This window comes from Paraburkholderia sp. J76 (assembly GCF_905220295.1).
Taxonomy (GTDB): domain Bacteria; phylum Pseudomonadota; class Gammaproteobacteria; order Burkholderiales; family Burkholderiaceae; genus Paraburkholderia.
In genome coordinates this window covers 190,525-209,180 of sequence record NZ_CAJMZJ010000003.1, presented here as the reverse complement: position 1 = coordinate 209,180, position 18,656 = coordinate 190,525, and the positions used below count along the sequence as shown (strand labels likewise).

Annotated in this window: 16 protein-coding genes; 5 read left to right on the top strand and 11 right to left on the bottom strand. The window is 66.4% G+C overall.

The window, feature by feature from the left end:
• Positions 1-101: 101 nt before the first annotated feature.
• Both U5768_RS07510 and U5768_RS07505 read right to left on the bottom strand, forming a co-directional pair.
• Positions 102-1,004 carry an alpha/beta hydrolase gene (locus U5768_RS07510; RefSeq protein WP_322029759.1) on the bottom strand — a complete coding sequence of 301 codons (903 nt, stop codon included), beginning with the start codon at positions 1,002-1,004 and terminating at the stop codon, positions 102-104.
• A 79-nt stretch (positions 1,005-1,083) separates the two neighbouring features.
• Positions 1,084-1,941, bottom strand: a complete 858-nt coding sequence (locus U5768_RS07505) for a ferritin-like domain-containing protein (protein ID WP_322029758.1) — start codon at positions 1,939-1,941, stop codon at positions 1,084-1,086.
• A gap of 188 nt (positions 1,942-2,129) precedes the next feature.
• On the opposite strand from U5768_RS07505, the gene U5768_RS07500 reads away from it, so the two are divergent.
• The 3 genes from U5768_RS07500 to U5768_RS07490 all read left to right on the top strand — a co-directional run bounded on the left by U5768_RS07500 (position 2,130) and on the right by U5768_RS07490 (position 4,229).
• Positions 2,130-2,654, top strand: a complete 525-nt coding sequence (locus U5768_RS07500; protein WP_322029757.1) for a gamma carbonic anhydrase family protein — start codon at positions 2,130-2,132, stop codon at positions 2,652-2,654.
• 63 nt (positions 2,655-2,717) lie between these two features.
• Entirely contained in the window at positions 2,718-3,680 is a 963-nt protein-coding gene (gene hslO / locus U5768_RS07495) for an Hsp33 family molecular chaperone HslO (RefSeq protein WP_322029756.1), read from the top strand.
• Positions 3,681-3,869: 189 nt separating this feature from the next.
• On the top strand, positions 3,870-4,229 hold the full coding sequence (locus tag U5768_RS07490; RefSeq protein ID WP_322030055.1) for a hypothetical protein: 360 nt from the start codon (positions 3,870-3,872) through the stop codon (positions 4,227-4,229).
• Between the two features lie 99 nt (positions 4,230-4,328).
• On the opposite strand, the gene ftsB is transcribed toward U5768_RS07490, so the two are convergent.
• The 9 genes from ftsB to U5768_RS07445 all read right to left on the bottom strand — a co-directional run bounded on the left by ftsB (position 4,329) and on the right by U5768_RS07445 (position 15,455).
• Positions 4,329-4,751 (bottom strand): cell division protein FtsB, encoded by a 423-nt coding sequence (gene ftsB / locus U5768_RS07485; protein ID WP_322029755.1) that lies wholly within the window; start codon positions 4,749-4,751, stop codon positions 4,329-4,331.
• A 99-nt stretch (positions 4,752-4,850) separates the two neighbouring features.
• On the bottom strand, positions 4,851-6,134 hold the full coding sequence (eno, locus tag U5768_RS07480; RefSeq protein ID WP_064268981.1) for a phosphopyruvate hydratase: 1,284 nt from the start codon (positions 6,132-6,134) through the stop codon (positions 4,851-4,853).
• A 334-nt stretch (positions 6,135-6,468) separates the two neighbouring features.
• A complete protein-coding gene (gene kdsA, locus U5768_RS07475) occupies positions 6,469-7,323 on the bottom strand; it encodes a 3-deoxy-8-phosphooctulonate synthase (protein WP_201697241.1) in 855 nt (284 codons plus the stop codon).
• Positions 7,320-8,981, bottom strand: coding sequence for a CTP synthase (locus U5768_RS07470; RefSeq protein ID WP_322029754.1), 1,662 nt, complete (start codon positions 8,979-8,981; stop codon positions 7,320-7,322). Before U5768_RS07470 ends, kdsA begins: the two co-directional genes overlap by 4 nt.
• Positions 8,982-9,120: 139 nt before the next feature.
• Entirely contained in the window at positions 9,121-9,924 is an 804-nt protein-coding gene (locus tag U5768_RS07465; protein ID WP_322029753.1) for an alpha/beta hydrolase, read from the bottom strand.
• Positions 9,925-9,986: 62 nt separating this feature from the next.
• Positions 9,987-12,578 (bottom strand): ComEC/Rec2 family competence protein, encoded by a 2,592-nt coding sequence (locus U5768_RS07460; protein ID WP_322029752.1) that lies wholly within the window; start codon positions 12,576-12,578, stop codon positions 9,987-9,989.
• A gap of 90 nt (positions 12,579-12,668) precedes the next feature.
• Positions 12,669-13,457: a TatD family hydrolase gene (locus U5768_RS07455; RefSeq protein WP_322029751.1), complete on the bottom strand. Its 789-nt coding sequence runs from the start codon at positions 13,455-13,457 to the stop codon at positions 12,669-12,671.
• A gap of 20 nt (positions 13,458-13,477) precedes the next feature.
• Positions 13,478-14,209 carry a lipoprotein-releasing ABC transporter ATP-binding protein LolD gene (lolD, locus tag U5768_RS07450; protein WP_322029750.1) on the bottom strand — a complete coding sequence of 244 codons (732 nt, stop codon included), beginning with the start codon at positions 14,207-14,209 and terminating at the stop codon, positions 13,478-13,480.
• The gene (locus U5768_RS07445; RefSeq protein WP_322029749.1) at positions 14,202-15,455 is read right to left on the bottom strand and encodes a lipoprotein-releasing ABC transporter permease subunit; all 1,254 of its coding nucleotides are present in this window, start codon (positions 15,453-15,455) and stop codon (positions 14,202-14,204) included. The genes lolD and U5768_RS07445 overlap by 8 nt, the downstream gene beginning before the upstream one ends.
• A 328-nt stretch (positions 15,456-15,783) precedes the next feature.
• On the opposite strand from U5768_RS07445, the gene U5768_RS07440 reads away from it, so the two are divergent.
• Entirely contained in the window at positions 15,784-16,905 is a 1,122-nt protein-coding gene (locus tag U5768_RS07440; RefSeq protein ID WP_322029748.1) for a regulator, read from the top strand.
• A gap of 33 nt (positions 16,906-16,938) precedes the next feature.
• Positions 16,939-18,645, top strand: a complete 1,707-nt coding sequence (recJ, locus tag U5768_RS07435; RefSeq protein WP_322029747.1) for a single-stranded-DNA-specific exonuclease RecJ — start codon at positions 16,939-16,941, stop codon at positions 18,643-18,645.
• The last annotated feature ends 11 nt before the right edge of the window (positions 18,646-18,656 follow it).

Genomic DNA, 18,656 nt, shown 5'->3' with positions numbered 1-18,656 from the left:
GAAAGATGAACGCTCATTTTACTGCAACGCAGTGAAGTCGTCGGGGGCACCCGAAGCGTGCGCGCCCCGCCAACAAGCGCTCAATGTGCGCCGCGCGGCGCTCAGGCGCAAAACGCCTCGATCAGGCGCGCGACCTCTTCGGGCTGGTCGTGATGCACCATGTGCCCCGCCCCTTCGACGATCCGTTCGCGCCAGTCCGGGAACGCCTCGAAGCGCTTCTTGAATTCGTCGATGGGCACGGCGCCCGCGAGCCGCGCGAGCGTTTCGGAGCCGGCCGCTTCGACGTGCAGCACCGGCGCGCTCACCTGCGACCAGATCGCCATCACCTCGTCCAGTTGGTAAAGCAGCGGGCCGCGCATCTTGTGCGCCGGATCGCCGAGCAGCACGTAGCCGCCCTCGCCGTCCGGCTTCGACCAGTGTTGCGCGAGAAAGCGGGCGCGCGGCGCAATCAGACGCGGATTCGTCTTCACGAGCCGCGCGGCCACCTCGTCGAGCGACGCGTACGTGCGCAGTTGCGGCGGCGTGCGGATTTCGTCGAGCCATTCGCGCATGCGACCCGGCGCCTGTCGGGGCGCCGGTGCCGGCAGCCCGAAGCCTTCGAGGTCGACCACGCGCCGCACGCGCTCGGGCCGCACGCCCGCATAGAGGCACACGATGTTCGCGCCGAGGCTGTGCCCGACGAGATCCACCTGGCCCTCGGGCGCGTAGTGCGCGAGCAGGGCGTCGAGATCGGCGAGATAGTCGGGGAACCAGTAGTTGCTGCCCTGCCCCTGCGCGACTGGCCAGTCGGAGAGGCCGAAGCCGCGCAGGTCGGGCGCGATTACCTGCCAATCGGCACCTGGGCCGCCGCGCGCATCGAGCGCATCGACGACGAACTGAAACGACGCTGCCACGTCCATCCAGCCATGCAACATGAAGAGCACACGCGCGCCCTCCGCGCCCCAGCGGCGCACATGCAGCCGGATTCCATTGACGTCGACGTATTCGGAACGGGATTGGTTCATTTGCGCTGCCGCAAAAAAGAATGATCGTTCGATTATATAGGCGCCCGGCGATTGCGAAAGATCATTCGTCGAATTGACGCTAGGTTGACTTTCTCGTAGCGGCCTGTTCCGCGGCATCCTGGGCCGCGAGTGCGTCCAGTTCGGCTTCGTCGAAGCCCGCGGAGCGGCGCGCTTCGAAGTTGAACGGCCCGCGCATGCGCGGCGCGTGGTACTGCTGCGCGAGCGCGAGCCACGCCGCGTGCGGGTCGAGACCGCGCGATTCGCACAGGTAGCGGAACCAATGGTTGCCGATGCGCACGTGCCCCACTTCGTCGCGCAGGATGATGTCGAGGATCGCGGCCGATTCGTCGTCGCCGGCCTGCTTCAGGCGCGCGCGAATGGGCGGCGAGGCGTCGAGGCCGCGCGCCTCCAGCACGCGCGGCACGAGCGCCATGCGCGCGAGCACGTCGGCACTCGTGCGCTCGCACATTTCCCACAGGCCGTTGTGCGCGGGAAAGTCGCCGTACGCGTGACCATAATCGGCGAGCCGCGCGCGCAGCAGCGAGAAGTGATACGCCTCCTCTGCCGCGACCTTGAGCCAGTCGGCGTAGAAAGCGTCGGGCATGGCAGGGAAGCGCCACACCGCGTCGAGCGCAAGATTGATCGCATTGAATTCGATGTGGGCCAGCGCGTGCAGCAACACCACGCGGCCCTGCGGCGTGCTCATGCTGCGGCGCTGCAGTTCGCGCGGCTCGACGAGCGGCGGCTCGGCGGGGCGGCCCGGCAAGCCCGACGGCGCGGGAATGGCGAGTTGCGGCTCCCAGCGGGGCTCCGCGGCCTGAGCCTGACTTTGCGCGTGCAGCGCGCGCACCGCGTCGGCCTTCGCGAACGGGTCGCACTCGCGCAGCGCATCGAGCGCGGCGACGCGCCAGGAGGAGGCGGAGAAAACGGAATTCATCGGCAGAAGAAACAGGGACTGAAAAGCGGGGAACCCAAAGCCTTTGCGCGAAGCCGCCCAAACCTGCCCCGAGCGAACCGTGCACGCAACCGTTTACAATACGCGATTCACCTGCCTCGTGTCGCTCACACCCATTGCGCGGCGCCAGCAGACCGGCAGCATCCCCCAATATCAGGAGACCCCCCACCGTGGCCATCTACAAGCTTGGCGAAGCCGCACCGACCATTCACGAAAGCGTGTTCGTCGCGGACAACGCGACCGTCATCGGCAAGGTCGAACTGGCCGAAGATTCGAGCGTCTGGTTCGGCGCGACGCTGCGCGGCGACAACGAGCCGATCACCGTCGGCGCGCGCAGCAACGTTCAGGAAGGCGCGGTGCTCCACACGGACCCGGGCTACCCGCTCACGCTCGAAGCGAATGTGACGGTCGGCCACCAGGCCATGCTGCACGGCTGCACCGTGAAGGAAGGCGCGCTGATCGGCATTCAGGCCGTGGTCTTGAATGGCGCGGTGATCGGCCGCAACTGTCTGGTTGGCGCGGGTGCGGTGGTCACGGAAGGCAAGGTGTTCCCCGATAACTCGCTCATTCTCGGCGCGCCCGCCAAAGTCGTGCGCGAACTCACGGAGGCCGATATCGCGGGCCTCAAGCGCAACGCGGATGTCTACGCGCAGCGCCGCGAATATTTCAAGGCGCAGCTCGTCCGCATCGGCTGAGAGCCACGGGTGGGAGTCGCAAGCACGGGCCGCGCCGCCCCGATTCAAACGAAGGAAAAGATTGTGAACGACCAGTTGCAAAAATTCATGTTCAGCGCCGCCCCGGTGCGCGGCGAGATCGTCTCGCTGGGCAACACGTGGCAGGAAGTGCTCAAGCGCCGCCAGTACCCGACGCCGGTGCGCACCGTGCTCGGCGAGATGATGGCGGCGTGCGCGTTGCTCTCGGCGAATCTCAAGTTCGACGGCACGCTGATCATGCAGATCTTCGGCGACGGCCCTGTGAAGATGCTGGTCGTGCAGTGCGGCTCGGATCTGACGATGCGCGCCACCGCGCGCCTGGGCGAAGACTTCACGGGCGAAAACGCCCTGCCGCTTGGCGAAGAACTTACGTTCGCCGACCTCGTGAATCCGGACGGCCAGGGCCGCTGCGTGATCACGCTCGATCCCGCCAAAAAGCAGCCGGGTCAGCAGCCCTACCAGGGCATCGTGCCGCTGAACGGCGAAGACGGTCCGCTCAAGTCGATCGCGGCCGTGCTCGAACATTACATGCATCACTCGGAACAGCTCGACTCGCGCCTTTGGCTCGCCGCGAACGACGACCGCGCGGTCGGCATGCTGCTGCAGAAGCTGCCGGGCGACGGCGGCATCGTGCCGCATCAGGGCGAGCACGACCTCGATACGTGGGAGCGCGTCTGCACGCTCGGCGGCACGCTCACGCACGACGAAATGCTCAAGGAGGACGGCGAAACCTTGTTCCGCCGCCTTTTCTGGCAAGAGAACGTGCGTCACTTCGAACCGCTGGCGCCCCGCTTCCAGTGCTCGTGCTCGCGCGAGAAAGTGGGCGCGATGCTCAAGATGCTGGGCCGCGAGGAAGTCGACGGCGTGATCGAGGAACGCGGGCATGTCGAAATTCATTGCGACTACTGCAATCAACGCTACGAGTTCGACCCGGTGGACGTCGCGCAACTTTTTGCCGTGACGGGGCTCTCAGAAAGCGTGAGCCCCGCCGCTGAGCGACGCCATTAAGGCAAACTGAGGCGATAACGTCTATGCGGCGCGACGCGTGTTGCGCCGCTTTCTACAACGGCGAATAGTCAGGCGCGGGAACCGGATCGAAATGCGGACCTGCCGCCATCTCAAAATTAGTTAGGCGTCCGACAGATGGAGAGAAGCATGATCAAGAACAAACGCTTCGGACTTCGGTTGCGCGACCGCATGCCGCGCGCGAGCGGGCTACTCGTACTCGCGGCGCTCGGCGCGGCTATCGGGATGACAAGCGGCTGCACGCTGGACCCGCCGGGGCCGTCGCCGATCTACAGCCGGCTGCCCGCGACGCAGTCGGGCCTTCCCGCCGCCGCGCCGGTGCTCACGCCCGACGAACAGGCGCGCTACGACGCGATCGACCATCAGGTGCTCGCCGAGCAAGACAACGCCATGGCCGCCGAAGCGGCCGCACAAGCCTGGTCGCGCGCCTATGCGCCGCCCGTTACCGTCTACGGCAGCTATTACAGCGGCGGCTGGGGGCGCGGGTGGGGTACGGGTATCGGCTACGGGTATCCCGGTTGGGGCTGGTAATCGCGCGGCTTACCGGCGCAAACGCGCACAACGAAAAAAGGCGCGGCTCGATGTCGCGCCTTTTGTTTGGCCGCGCACTGCTTTACTCGAGCGGCGCGCTTAACCCGCCTTCTTCGCTTCCTTCCCGTGCCCGTGCTTCTTCTCGGGCACGCGCGAAACGGGGTTCGGCACCACCCTCACCGGCGCCGCCGACATCTGGCCGCGCGTGGAGGTATTCGACGAACCGCTCGGCGTGGCCGGCGGCGTCTGGTTCGGCGAGACGAACTGCACGAACACCTCGCTGTCCTTCACCATGCCCATCTCGTAGCGCGCACGCTCCTCGACGGCCGCCGTGCCGTTCTGCAGATCCTGCACTTCGCCCGCAATGCGTTCGTTGCGCAGTTTCTCGTCGTCGTTCTGCTTCTGCTGCTGCGCGAGCTGCTGCTGCAGCTCATGCACGCGCAGCCAGCCACCATGGCCCCACCAGAGCGGATACTGGATCAACACGAGCAGGATGATCAGAACTGCAGTGACAAGCCGCATGAAAGGTGCCGGATAAATACACGCCGCCCTGCGCTATACGCAGGGCGGCGGAGAGAGGACGAAAGGTGACAGCAAGGCCGCTGCCGGCGCTGGTTCCGCTTAACGCAGGTTATAGAACGCCGACTTGCCCGGATAGCTGGCGATATCACCGAGATCTTCCTCGATGCGCAGCAACTGGTTGTACTTCGAAATACGGTCGCTGCGCGAGAGCGAGCCGGTCTTGATCTGACCCGCGTTCAAACCCACGGCAATATCGGCGATCGTCGAGTCTTCGGTTTCGCCCGAGCGGTGCGAGATCACGGCCGTGTAGCCCGCGCGCTTGGCCATTTCGATCGCCGCGAAGGTTTCCGTCAGCGTGCCGATCTGGTTGATCTTGATGAGGATCGAGTTGGCGATACCCTTCTCGATGCCTTCCTTCAGGATGCGCGTGTTGGTGACGAACAGGTCGTCGCCGACGAGCTGGACCTTCTTGCCGAGCTTGTCGGTCAGCGTCTTCCAGCCTGCCCAGTCGCTTTCGTGCATGCCGTCTTCGATCGACACGATCGGGAACTTGTCGGCGAGGTTCGCCAGATAGTCCGCGAACTCCGTCGACGACAGTTGCAGGCCTTCGCCCGCGAGCTGGTACTTGCCGTCGTGGTAGAACTCGCTCGCTGCGCAGTCGAGCGCGAGCAGCACGTCTTCACCGGCGCGGTAGCCAGCCTTTTCGATGGCTTGCAGAATGGTCGAAAGGCACTCGTCGTTGCTGCCGAAGTTCGGCGCAAAACCGCCTTCGTCGCCGACTGCCGTGCTCATGCCGCGATCCGAGAGAATCTTCTTGAGCGCGTGGAACACTTCCGCGCCGCAACGCAGCGCTTCGCGGAAGGTCGGCTGGCTCACCGGCACGATCATGAATTCTTGAATGTCGAGGCTGTTGTTCGCGTGCGCGCCGCCGTTGACGATGTTCATCATCGGCACCGGCAGTTGCATCGCGCCCGAGCCGCCGAAGTAGCGGTACAGCGGCAGGCCGGCTTCTTCAGCGGCGGCCTTCGCGACGGCCATCGAAACGGCCAGCATCGCGTTCGCGCCAAGGCGCGACTTGTTGTCGGTGCCGTCGAGTTCGAGCAGGGTCTTGTCGAGGAAGGCTTGTTCCGACGCGTCGAGGCCCATGATCGCCTCGGAGATTTCGGTGTTGATGTGCTCGACGGCCTTGAGCACACCCTTGCCGTTGTAGCGGCCGGCTTCGCCGTCGCGCAGTTCGATCGCTTCGCGCGAACCGGTCGACGCGCCCGACGGCACCGCCGCGCGGCCCATCGTGCCCGATTCGAGCAGCACGTCGCATTCGACGGTGGGATTGCCGCGCGAATCCAGGATCTCGCGACCGATGATATCTACGATTGCACTCATGGTTTCCTCAGGAAATGACAGTAATTCTTGCGCGAGCTGCGCCGTCTGCTGCATCGGCCCGCGAGGCACAGTTTCTATGCTCGCTCGGGGCACACCGTCACATGGGACAGGCTGCGTGCTCGCCGGGTTCAACTTGCCGCAGCGCGACGGTCACGTTCCAGTGACCGATACGCTGCCACGCTGCCTTGTACTTCGAACGCGGTGCGTTGGCTCCGTTGCGCACAGCATGATGTCGTTACATGACACTGCTATCCGCGCGGTCCTGCGCCGCGCTGCTCCTCCATCGCGCCGCTCATGCAATCGAAGCGGCGCGCCGTACTACCTACTTTCCTGCTTAACTGAAGTCGTTCTCGAGGAACGGCGTGCGCTTGACCGCCTGGTCGAGCGTCACGAGCGTTTCGAGCAGATCCGCCATGCGGTTCAGCGGCACGGCGTTGGGGCCGTCGGACTTCGCCTCGGCGGGATTCGGGTGCGTCTCCATGAAGAGACCCGCCACGCCCGTGGCCACGGCCGCGCGCGCGAGCACCGGCACGAATTCGCGCTGGCCGCCCGAACTCGTGCCCTGACCGCCCGGCAACTGCACCGAGTGGGTCACGTCCATCACGACCGGCGCGCCCGTCTCGCGCATGATAGCGAGCGAGCGCATGTCCGAGACGAGGTTGTTGTAACCGAACGAAACACCGCGCTCGCAGGCGAAAAAGCGGTCTTCGGACAGACCCGCCTCACGCGCGGCTTCGCGTGCCTTGTCGATCACGTTCTTCATGTCGTGCGGCGCGAGGAACTGGCCTTTCTTGATGTTGACCGGCTTGCCCGAGCGCGCGCACGCGTGGATGAAGTCGGTCTGGCGGCACAGGAACGCGGGCGTTTGCAGCACGTCCACGACCGAAGCCACGGGCCCGATTTCTTCTTCCGAGTGCACGTCGGTCAGCACGGGCAGACCGAGCTGGCGCTTCACTTCGGAAAGGATGCGCAGGCCTTCGTCCATCCCGAGGCCGCGAAACGACTTGCCGCTCGAACGATTGGCCTTGTCGTAGGACGACTTGTAGATGAACGGAATGCCGAGCTTCGACGTGATTTCCTTCAGGCGGCCCGCCGTGTCGATCGTCATCTGTTCAGATTCGACGACACAGGTGCCCGCGATCAGGAAGAACGGCTTGTCGAGACCGACCTCGAAACCGCACAGGTTCATGCTTTCTCCTCGGCGTGCGCCTCGTGGTGCACGACTGCCGCTTCGACGAAAGCCTTGAAAAGCGGATGGCCGTCACGCGGCGTGGACGTGAATTCCGGGTGGAACTGGACGCCGACGAACCACGGGTGCATGTCGCGCGGCAGTTCCATCATTTCCGGCAGATCTTCGGTCGGCGTACGGGCGCTGATGATAAGGCCGCCGGCTTCGAGCTTGGGCACGTAGCCGTTATTGACTTCATAACGGTGACGGTGACGCTCGTTCACGTCCTTGCCGTAGATTTCCGACGCGAGCGTGCCGGGCTTGATCGGGCAACGCTGCGAACCGAGCCGCATCGTGCCGCCGAGGTCCGAGTCTTCCGTGCGCTTTTCGACCTTGCCTTCGCGGTCGGCCCATTCGGTGATGAGCGCGACGACGCGGTCGGGCGTGTCCGGATCGAATTCGGTGCTGTTCGCGTGCTTCAGACCCACCACGTCGCGTGCGAATTCGATCACGGCGAGCTGCATGCCGAGGCAGATGCCGAGGTACGGCACCTTCGCTTCGCGAGCGTACTGGATGGCCTTGATCTTGCCTTCGGTGCCGCGACGGCCGAAACCGCCCGGCACGAGAATCGCGTCGAGATGCTTGAGGCTCTCGACACCCTCTTCGTCGATCTGCTCGGAGTCGATGTACTCGATGTTCACCTTCGTCGAGGTCTTGATCGACGCATGGCGCAGCGCTTCGATGAGCGACTTGTACGACTCGGTCAGATCGACGTACTTGCCGACCATGCCGATCGTGACTTCGTGCTGCGGATTCTCGAGCTTTTCGACCATTTCCGCCCACATCGACAGATCGGCGGGCCTGGCGGAGAGCTTGAGTTCGTCGCAGACGATCGAGTCGAGACCCTGGTCGTGCAGCATCTGCGGAATCTTGTAGATGCTGTCGGCGTCCCACACCGAGATCACGGCGTCTTCGGGCACGTTCGAGAACATCGAAATCTTGGCGCGCTCGTCGTCGGGAATGCGACGGTCGGCGCGGCACAGCAGCACGTTCGGATAGATGCCGATTTCGCGCAGCTTCTGCACGCTGTGCTGCGTGGGTTTGGTCTTGAGTTCACCCGCCGTGGCGATGAACGGCACGAGCGTGAGGTGCACGAAGCACGCGCTGTTGCGGCCAAGGCGCAGGCTCATCTGACGCGCGGCTTCGAGGAACGGCAGCGACTCGATGTCGCCCACCGTGCCGCCCACTTCGACGATCGCCACGTCCGGCTCGCCGCACGTGGCCGATGCGGCGCCGCGTTCGATGAATGCCTGGATTTCGTTCGTGATGTGCGGAATGACCTGCACGGTCTTGCCCAGATAGTCGCCGCGGCGTTCCTTGCGGATCACCGATTCGTAAATCTGGCCCGTGGTGAAGTTGTTGGCCTTGCGCATCTTCGTGGAGATGAAGCGCTCATAGTGGCCGAGGTCGAGGTCGGTTTCCGCTCCGTCTTCCGTCACGAACACTTCGCCGTGCTGAAACGGGCTCATCGTGCCGGGGTCGACGTTGATGTAGGGATCGAGCTTGAGGAGGGTGACTTTGAGACCGCGCGATTCGAGGATCGCGGCGAGGGAGGCGGCGGCAATACCCTTGCCAAGGGAGGAAACTACGCCGCCGGTGACGAAAACATATTTGGTCATCGCTGGATGCTCGCGGGAAAAACGGATTATACCTGAAACCAAGGGCTAACCCTGAATTTTGAGCGAGCCGAAACGACGCGCAACGCGTTGCCCCGCGCTCTGCGCGGCCCTGCAGGCAACCGCGCCGGAAAGCCGCCGCTCAGGCTCCGTTTTCCATGGCGTAGAGCATGCGCTGCACCGCGCGCGCGGTCTCGATCGGACGCTCCATCGGGTACAGATGACTGCCTTCGATCCACTCGAAACGCTCACCCGCGATGCGTCGTGTCGCCGCGAGTCCGACCTGGCGCACTTCGCGCGACTGCGTGCCCGCCAGAAAACTCACGGGCACGGGTGAGCCATGCACGAGTCGCGCGCCGAGCGTATGCGGCAACGTGCGGTAGATCATGTATTCGGTGTGACGGTCGAAGGCGAGCGTGCGTGCGCCGTCGACCGAGGTCTGAGGAATGCCGAAGTCGACATAGTCGGACAGCACGCGCTCGTCCCAGCGCGCGAATGCGGTTTTCGAATGGAAATGCCGCCAGGCTTCGTCGCGGCTCGCCCAGTTCGTGCGGCGCGTGCGCGTGGCGGCGGCAGGCGAGATGCGCTCGTCGAGGCCCGTCCACTGCGAGATCCGCAGCATGCTGCTGCGCCAGCCCGCGATCACCGGCGAATCGAGCATCACGACGCCCTTGACCCACTGCGGCTTCTTCAGCGCCGCCATCAGCGAGAGATAGCCGCCGAGCGAATGGCCGACGAGCCATACGGGCTCCTCGTAGGTGCGGCCAATGTCGTCGAGCAGTTGTTCGACGAGGTGCGGCCAGTCGCGCGTAACCGGAAAGCGGGCGTCATGGCCGATGCGCTCGATGTAGCGCAGTTCGTAGTTGTCGCCCAGTTCGGCGAAGAACGTGCGATACGTCGAAGCGGGAAAGCCGTTTGCGTGCGAGAAATGGATGACGTTTTTCAAAGGCGGCTTGTCTCTCTATTTTGTTGATCGTTTTCGTTCGCGTTTCTATCTGCCCCGCGCTTTCAGTCCGGCGTGGGCGCGTCCATCCAGTAGCGCCGCTGCGTATCGCGAAAGCGCTCGACGGCGAGCGCGCCGGGTCGCGCCTCGACGCGAACGGCGCCGTCTGCGTCGCTGCGCGCGAGCACGATATGACGGGCCGCATAGCGCGCGTAGACGCCCGGATTCGGGTGATGAAAGCGGTTGAGATAGCCTACCTGAAATAATGCGACGAGCGGCCAGACAGAATCGAGGAACGGTTCAGTCGACGAGGTCCGGCTGCCGTGGTGCGGCACGACCAGCACCTGCGCGCGCAGCCGCCCGGGATCGCGCGCGATCAGCGTACGCTCGACGCCCGCTTCGATGTCGGCGGCGATCAGCGCGGAAACCGGACCCGCTCGCGCACCGCTTGCCGCGCTTGCCGAAGTCGTCACCCGAAGGACGCAGCAATGCGCGTTGGGTTTGCCGGCGAGCGGCCCGGGGTCGGGCCATAGCACCTCGAAGTCGACGCCGTCCCACCGCCAGCGCTGTCCGGCGGCGCACTGCACGGTCTGCGCGCCCGTTGCCCGCGCGCTCGCCCACAGCGGATGCGCGGGCAGAATGCCGGCCACGAATGTCCCTACGTCAACGGCATCGAGCACGGCTTGAGCGCCGCCCGAATGATCGGAATCGTCGTGGCTGATCATCACGGCGTCGAGGCGCCCGATGCCGTGCGCCTGCAGATACGGCACGACGATGCGTTCGCCCGCCTGCGTCGATTCGGGGCCCGGGCCGGCGTCGAAAAGCAGACGGTGCCCGGTCGTTTCGACGAGCACCGACGTGCCCTGCCCGATGTCGAGCGCCGTAAGCCGGAACGCGCCCGGCGGCGGCCCCGAGGGCGCGGGCACGAGTAACGGCAGCCACGTGAACGGCGCGAGCCAGCGCAGCGGCCAGCCGCGCGGCGCGAGACACCACGCGACGCCCACCGCCGCGCAGGCAAGCGGCCACGCGCCGGGTTGCGGCAGTCGCAAAACCGCCCACGGCAAGCCTTGAAGGGCGCCCAGCGCCACGCAAAGCCAGTCGAGGCAGGTGTGCGCCGCGCGCAGCGCAAGCGCGTCGATGGGCGCGGGCAGCGCTGCACTCCCGATGACCAGCGGCGTGACGAGCATGCTCACCCACGGAATCGCAAACGCGTTGGCGAACGGTCCGATCAGCGGTATTTGCGCGAACCAGTAGGCCGTGAGCGGCGCGAGCGCAACCGTCACGGCCCATTGCACGCGAGCGCTATCGCCCAGGCGCGCGGCAATGCGCGCGCGCCAGCCGCCGAGCGGCAGAGTCGTCGACGCGAGACGTTGAAACCAGCCGTCGCGCACCGTTTGCGTCGGTACAGGCTCAGTTCGGTCGCGCATCGGATCGGCGTCAGCCGCGCAAGCCTCTTGTGGCGCTTCCCGGCGCAGGCGCGGCACGCCGCTCGCCGCGAACAGAATCGCGCCGACTGCGCAAAACGAGAGCCAGAAGCCGGCGGCCGTCACGGCCCACGGATCGCGCAACAGCACGAGCCCGAGCGCCCATGCCAGCACGTGCGAGCGTGCGATCTCGCGCCCGGTGAATAGCGCGAGCGCGACGACCGCCAGCATCCAGAGCGCGCGTTGCACGGGCACATTGAAGCCCGCGAGCGCGGCATAGATGGCCGCCGCGAGCAACGCGCCCGCCACGGCAATCTTCTGCGCGGGCACGATAAGCGGCGCCTCGACTCCGCGCCAGCGGGCGCGCCGCCACAGCGCCCCCGCGACCCACCCCGCTAGCCCCGCGACGAACGCGAGATGCAGCCCGGAAATCGCCACCAGATGGCTCGTGCCCGTATTGCGCATGAGACGCCAGTCGGCATCGCTCACCGCATCCTGCGCGCCGGTCGCGAGCGCGATGACAATGCCGCGATGCGGCGCATCGCCGAGCACCGCGTCGATGCGCGCACGCAGCGCGGCGCGCGCCCGCTCGATGCGCACACCGACGCCGGAAGCATCAACGCCCAGACGCACGGCATGCGCCGGATCGCTCACGTAGCCCGTTGCTCGCACGCCGCGCGCAAGCAGCGCAGCCTCCGTGTCGCGCAGACCGAAGTTGCCATTGCCATGCGGGCGCTTTAGCCGGACGGCCAGGCGCCAACGCGCGCCAGGCACGAGCGGCGGCAGCGGCATTTCGCGCGCCACCCAGGACAACTGGATCAATCGCGGCAGCGGCGCGGCGGCCTTGTGCGTCTCCCACGATTCAACACGAAAGAGGAAGCTCGCGCCGTTTGCGCCGTAAGAAGGCAAGCTGGAGATATAGCCGGCGATGTTCAGATCGCGCGCCTGCCAGGCAGCAGGAAGCGTCTGTGCGAGCCGCAGTTCGGCGCGCCAGGCCGCGTAGCCGAAGCCCGCGCATCCGGCCGCGAGCCACAGCGCCGCCCAACCGCTCGCGGTGCGCCAGCGCCGCCCGGAAAAACGGGCAGATTCATCTGCGTTGAGCGCCCACGCCGCCCACCCGGCCGCAAGCAAGGTCGCGAGTACGAGCCCGGCCCACCCGCCCCATCCCGGTAATGCAGCCTGCCGCTGCAAGGCAATCACGCCCAGCGCGAAACCGCATCCTGTCGCCCACATCCTGCCTCCTCGCAACGAGGGGGCCGAAGGCGCGAACCGCGTCGATCGCGCCGCGCAGAATGCACGGCGTGCACGCCACCCTGCTAACGATTATGCAGACGAAAGCGCGAGCCGCGGCAGCGCAGCCGCCGCGTTAGCCGTCGTGCCAAGGGCGACTTCCTCGGGACTCAAGCCACGCAAGCCCGCGAGCACGGCGCCGATGCGCGGCACCTGGCCGGGCGTGTTGCGTTCGCGATAAAGCCAGGCCGGCGAGATATCGGGCGCATCGGTTTCCATGACGATGGCCTCGAGCGGCAACTGCTCCGCGAGCCTGCGGATTTGCAGCGCGCGCTCGAACGTCACGTTGCCGCCAAAGCCCAGATGCATCCCCTGATCGATGAACGCACGCGCCTGCTGAAAGCTGCCGTTGAACGCATGCGCGATGCCGCGTTTCACACCGTTGCGGCGCAGCCCCTTGAGCACCTGATCCTGCGACTTGCGCACATGGCAGATCGCCGGCAAATCGAACTCGCGCGCAAGGCGCAACTGGGCATCGTAGAAGTGCTGCTGACGCGCCTCGTCGAGGCCCGGCACGAAGTAATCGAGCCCGATCTCGCCGATGCCGACGAAGCGTGGATCGTCGAGACTCGCCTCGATCTCGCCGCGCAACGCTTCGAGGTCTTCGTCGCGCGAGCGTGGCGTAAAGAGCGGATGGATGCCGAGTGCGTAGACCGCGCCCTCGGTTCGGTGCGCAAGCGCGCGCACCACTGCGAAGTTCTCGCGCGCCACCGCCGGGATCACGATGCGCGACACGCCCGCCGCGCGCGCCGCCGTCGCGACCGCATCGCGGTCAGCATCGAACTCGGCGGCGTCGAGGTGACAGTGCGTGTCGATCCACATGGCGTGTGCTCGCGGGAAGCTCAGACCGGCACGACCGGTTCCTCGTGCAGCATGCCGTCGCGCAGGCGCACGATGCGGTCGCAGCGCGCCGCGAGATCGGGGTCGTGCGTGACGATCACGAAGCTCGTATCGAACTGGTCGGAGAGTTCGAGCATCAGGTTGAAGACGGTGTCCGCCGTCGCGCCGTCCAGGTTGCCCGTGGGTTCGTCGGCGAGCACGCATGCGGGCTTCGTCACGAGCGCGCGCGCAATCGCCACGCGCTGACGCTCGCCGCCCGAAAGCTCGCCCGGCCGGTTGCGCGCGCGATGCGAGAGGCCCACGCGCTCCAGAATCTGCATCGCCTCGGCGCGCGCGTCTTCTTGCGTCACGCGGCGAATGCGCAGCGGCATCGCCACGTTGTCGAGGGCAGAAAACTCCGGCAGCAGATGGTGAAACTGGTACACGAAACCTAGCGCGCGATTGCGCAGTTCGTTGCGCTCGCGCTCGGAAAGCTCGGTGAACGGCTTGCCGAGCACCGAGACCTTGCCGGCGCCCGGCTCGTCGAGGCCGCCGAGCACGTGCAGCAGCGTGCTCTTGCCCGAGCCCGATGCGCCCACCACGGCGAGCTTCTCGCCACGCTTCACTTTCAGATCGGTGTCGTGCAGCACCTGCACGGCAAGCGAGCCCTGACCGAACACCTTCGAGACGCCGTGCGCTTCGAGCACGTACGGGTAGTCGCCAGCCGCGGCGACGAGCGATTGACGGTCATTCATAGCGCAGCGCCTCCGCGGGACGAACCTTGGCCGCGCGCCAGCTCGGGTAGAGCGTGGCGAGCGCGGAGAGCACGAACGCAATCGCGCCGATGCGCATCACGTCGGAGGGCACAAGTTCCGAAGGCAGCTCGCTGATGAAGTACACCGAAGGCGGCAGGAACTGGATGCCGAGCAGATGCTCGATCGCCGGCACGCTCCAGGGAATGCTCCACGCGATCAGGCAGCCTAGCGCAATGCCGATGCCGGTACCCACGAAGCCGATCGTCACGCCCTGCACGACGAAGATCTTCATGATGGAGCCCGGCTGCGCGCCGAGCGTGCGCAGGATCGCGATATCGGCCTGCTTGTTGGTGACGGTCATGACGAGAGACGAAACGAGATTGAACGCCGCGACCGCGATGATGAGCGTGAGGATGATGAACATCATGCGCTTTTCGATCTGCACGGCCGAGAACCAGGTCTTGTTCTGCTGCGTCCAGTCGCGGATATAGAGGTCGCCCGAAAGCGTATGCACGAGCTGGCGCGCCACCGCCGGCGCGCGCTGCATGTCCTTCAGGCGCAAGCGCACGCCGCTCGGCGCGCCGAGGCGATAAAGCACTTCGGCGTCGCGGATGTTGGTGAGCGCGAGTGTGCTGTCGTACTCGTAGTGGCCCGACTCGAACACGCCCATCACCGTGAACTGTTTCAGCCGCGGCAGCATGCCGGCCGGCGTGACCGAACCCTCGGGCGCGACGAGCGTGACCTTGTCGCCCACCGTCACGCCCAGGTTCACGGCGAGGTCCGCGCCGAGCACGATGCCGAAGCTGCCGGGAGTGAGGTCGTTCAGGCTGCCCGCCTTCATCTCCTTGCCGATGTCGGAAACCTGCGGCTCTTCGGAAGGCTCGATGCCGCGCAGCGCGACGCCGTTGACGCTGTCGCCGCGAGTCAGGAGCGCCTGGGCGTCCACGTAGGGCGCCGCGCCGATGACCTCGGGATTGGTCTTCGCTTCCTTCGCCGTGAGCTGCCAGTCGGGCATCGTGCCCGTGGGCGAAAAGATCTCGATGTGCGCAAGCACGGAAAGCATGCGGTCGCGCACGTCGCGCTGGAAGCCGTTCATCACCGAGAGCACGACGATCAGCGCCGCGACGCCGAGCGCGATGCCCGACATCGAAATGAGCGCGATGAACGAGATGAACCCGTTGCCGGTCGTGCGTTTGCCGGCGCGGGTGTAGCGCCAGCCTATCTGCCATTCGTAGGGAAGTTTCAAGCGAGTCCTTTTTGCGTCTTCGTTGCGCTCCGGCGCCGTATTAACCTGAGTTGACCCTCAGTTGACCCTCAGTTGACCCTGAGGCCGCTGCGCCGGACATCCGGAGAATATCGTGCCGGTTCGGGCGGCGATCAACCGCGAAGTTTGCCACACTGGCGAGCCTCCACGGACTTTCGCGTATGGGAACCGCGCCGCGCGAGGCGCCCGCCTGCCCTCTCCTTCGAGCCGCATTTCGTCCACAAGTGCCGCACAGCGAGCGTCGCGGGCCCATTGCGAGGCCGAAGCGACACGCCCGAAGGCCGCCCGGCGCGCCAGGCGCCGAAGTACAATGCGCACCATCATGCCCGCCGACCGCCTCCATCTCCTCGTTCCTTTTGCCCTGCCCTCAGCGGCGGCCGCCTCCACCGCGCTCGCGGGCCTCGAATATCCGGCGCTTGCGAAACTGGTTGCGCGCGCGACGCTCGGCGAGCAGGTGATCGGCGAGGACTTTCAGCGCACGCTGCCGCACGAGCGCTGGGTGGCGCGCCAGTTCGGCGCGCTCGGCGCTGCGAGTGCGAACACGAACGCCGCAAAACCCGCGCCGGCCGCCGACGACGAAGCGCCGCTTGCGCCCTACATGCTGCTCGCCGACGGCGGCGCGCCCGGCGACGCCACGTGGGCGTGCGTGCAGCCCGTGCATGTGCGCATCGCTCACGACCATCTGGTGCTGATCGACCCCGCCTCGCTGGAACTCGCCGACGCCGACGCCGCCACGCTCTACGCCGTCGCCCGTCCGCTGATAGAAGAACTGGGCTTGCGCGTCGAGGCTCCCACACCGCAGCGCTGGTATCTCTCCTCGCAAGCGTTTGGGACGCTCGCGGGGGCCTCGCCCTTGCGCGCGAGCGGCCGCAACATCGAAATCTGGCTGCCGCACGAGGCGCACTCGGGTCAGCGCTCGCGCGCCTGGATGAAGGTGCAGAACGAAGTGCAGATGGCGTGGTTCGAGCATCCCGTGAACGAGGCGCGCGAGGCGCGCGGCCTGCCCGCGGTCAATTCGATCTGGTTCCACGCGCAAGGCGCGCTGCGCCCCGTCACGAGCCCGTATGCGCGCGTGCACTCCGATGCGGCCGCCACGCGCGGCCTCGCGCTCGCCGCGAAGGTCGAAGTCGGCGCGGCGCCTGCAACCTTCGCGTCGCTCAACAATGGTTCGGCAGCCGGTACAACGCTCGTCGAACTCGATCCTTTCTCGGCCGCCTTTATCCAGCAGGATTGGGGCCGCTGGAACGCCGCGTTCGCGCAACTGGAGCGCGACTGGTTCGCACCCGCGCTCGCGGCGCTGCAAACGGGCGCGCTCGCCGCGCTCGACCTCACGCTGTGCGGCGACACCGGCTCGGTCACGCTCTCCATCACGCGCGGCGATTTGCGCAAGTTCTGGCGGCGCCGCCTGTTCGCGTCGCTCTTTATCGAATGATTTCCGAATGACCTCTCTTTTCCGCGCTCACGCATGACCCGAATCGTCACCCGCGCCTGCTCGCCCGCCGACACCGAAGCGCTCGTGCGCCACGGCCTGCATCCGGTGCTCGCGCGCCTCTACGCCTCGCGCGGCGTTTGCCAGCCCGACGAGATCGAAACCGGCCTCGCGCGCCTCATTCCGCCCGCGGGCATGAAGGGCCTCGACGAGGCCGCCGAATTGCTCGCCGACGCGCTCGAAGCCGACTGCCGCATGCTCGTGGTCGCCGATTACGACTGCGACGGCGCGACCGCCTGCGCCGTAGCCGTGCGCGGCCTGCGCATGTTCGGCGCGCAGATCGACTATCTCGTGCCGAACCGTTTCGAGTATGGCTACGGCCTCACGCCCGAAATCGTGGCGCTCGCCGCGCAACGCAAGGGCGGGCCGCCCGACGTGCTGATCACGGTGGATAACGGCATCGCCAGCGTGGAAGGCGTCGAAGCCGCGAACGAGCTAGGCATCGAAGTGCTCGTGACCGACCACCATCTGCCCGGCGACACGCTCCCCAACGCGCGCGCCATCGTCAATCCGAACCAGCCCGGCTGCGAGTTTCCGAGCAAATGCATCGCGGGCGTGGGTGTGATGTTCTACACGCTGCTCGCGCTGCGCGCGGAATTGCGCAAGCGCGGCGCGTTCAGCGACGGCAAGCCCGAGCCGCGTCTCGACGGCCTGCTCGATCTCGTCGCGCTCGGCACCGTCGCCGACGTCGTGAAGCTCGACTGCAACAACCGCGTGCTCGTCGCGCAGGGTTTGCAACGCGTGCGCAACGGCCGCATGCAGCCGGGCATCGCGGCGCTCTTTCGCGCAGCGGGCCGCGACGCGAAAAGCGCATCGGGCTTCGACTTCGGCTTCGCGCTTGGGCCGCGCCTGAATGCGGCAGGCCGCCTCTCGGACATGTCGCTCGGCATCGAATGCCTGACCACCGACGACGTGGGCCGCGCGTGGGAACTGGCCCAGCAGCTCGACTCGATGAACCGCGAGCGACGCGAGATCGAGGCCGGCATGCAGCAACAGGCGCTTGCCGATCTGGCCGATGTCGATCCGCATGGCAAAGCCACGCTCACGCTGTTCAACGAAGGCTGGCACCAGGGCGTGATCGGCATCGTCGCGGGGCGGCTCAAGGAGCGCTTCCATCGCCCTTCCTTCACCTTCGCGCCTGCCGACGATGGCGGCGAACTCGTGAAGGGCTCGGGCCGTTCGATCCCCGGTTTCCATCTGCGCGACGCCATCGATCTCATCAGCAAGCGCGAGCCGGGCCTCATCCACAAGTTCGGCGGCCACGCGATGGCCGCGGGCATGACGATCGCCGCCGCCGACGTGCCGCGCTTCGCCGCCGCGTTCGAACGCGTGGGCCGCGAGTGGCTCACGGAAGACGCGCTCGCGCGGATCGTCGAAACCGATGGCGATCTCGAAGACGCGTATTTCACGCCCGATTTCGTGGCAATGCTCGACGCCGCTGTATGGGGCCAGGGCTTCCCGGCGCCCGTGTTCTCGGGCGAATTCGAGGTGGCTTCGCAGGCGCTCGTCAAAGACAAGCACCTCAAGCTGCAACTGCTGCGCGGTCGCCAGCGCTTCAACGCGATCTGGTTCAACCATACCGAATCGCTGCCGCAGCACACGACCGTCGCTTACCGGCTCGTGCGCGACACCTGGAACGGCGTCTCGCGCGTGCAGCTAGTCGTGGAGCACGCGGCGCTTTAAGCGCGATTCGA

Coding starts and splice junctions, on each gene's coding strand:
- U5768_RS07510 (WP_322029759.1), bottom strand. CDS start 1,004: ATGAACCAATCCCGTTCCGAATACGTCGACGTCAATGGAATCCGGCTG.
- U5768_RS07505 (WP_322029758.1), bottom strand. CDS start 1,941: ATGAATTCCGTTTTCTCCGCCTCCTCCTGGCGCGTCGCCGCGCTCGAT.
- U5768_RS07490 (WP_322030055.1), top strand. CDS start 3,870: ATGCCGCGCGCGAGCGGGCTACTCGTACTCGCGGCGCTCGGCGCGGCT.
- ftsB (WP_322029755.1), bottom strand. CDS start 4,751: ATGCGGCTTGTCACTGCAGTTCTGATCATCCTGCTCGTGTTGATCCAG.
- eno (WP_064268981.1), bottom strand. CDS start 6,134: ATGAGTGCAATCGTAGATATCATCGGTCGCGAGATCCTGGATTCGCGC.
- kdsA (WP_201697241.1), bottom strand. CDS start 7,323: ATGAACCTGTGCGGTTTCGAGGTCGGTCTCGACAAGCCGTTCTTCCTG.
- U5768_RS07470 (WP_322029754.1), bottom strand. CDS start 8,981: ATGACCAAATATGTTTTCGTCACCGGCGGCGTAGTTTCCTCCCTTGGC.
- U5768_RS07460 (WP_322029752.1), bottom strand. CDS start 12,578: ATGTGGGCGACAGGATGCGGTTTCGCGCTGGGCGTGATTGCCTTGCAG.
- U5768_RS07455 (WP_322029751.1), bottom strand. CDS start 13,457: ATGTGGATCGACACGCACTGTCACCTCGACGCCGCCGAGTTCGATGCT.
- lolD (WP_322029750.1), bottom strand. CDS start 14,209: ATGAATGACCGTCAATCGCTCGTCGCCGCGGCTGGCGACTACCCGTAC.
- U5768_RS07440 (WP_322029748.1), top strand. CDS start 15,784: ATGCGCACCATCATGCCCGCCGACCGCCTCCATCTCCTCGTTCCTTTT.
- recJ (WP_322029747.1), top strand. CDS start 16,939: ATGACCCGAATCGTCACCCGCGCCTGCTCGCCCGCCGACACCGAAGCG.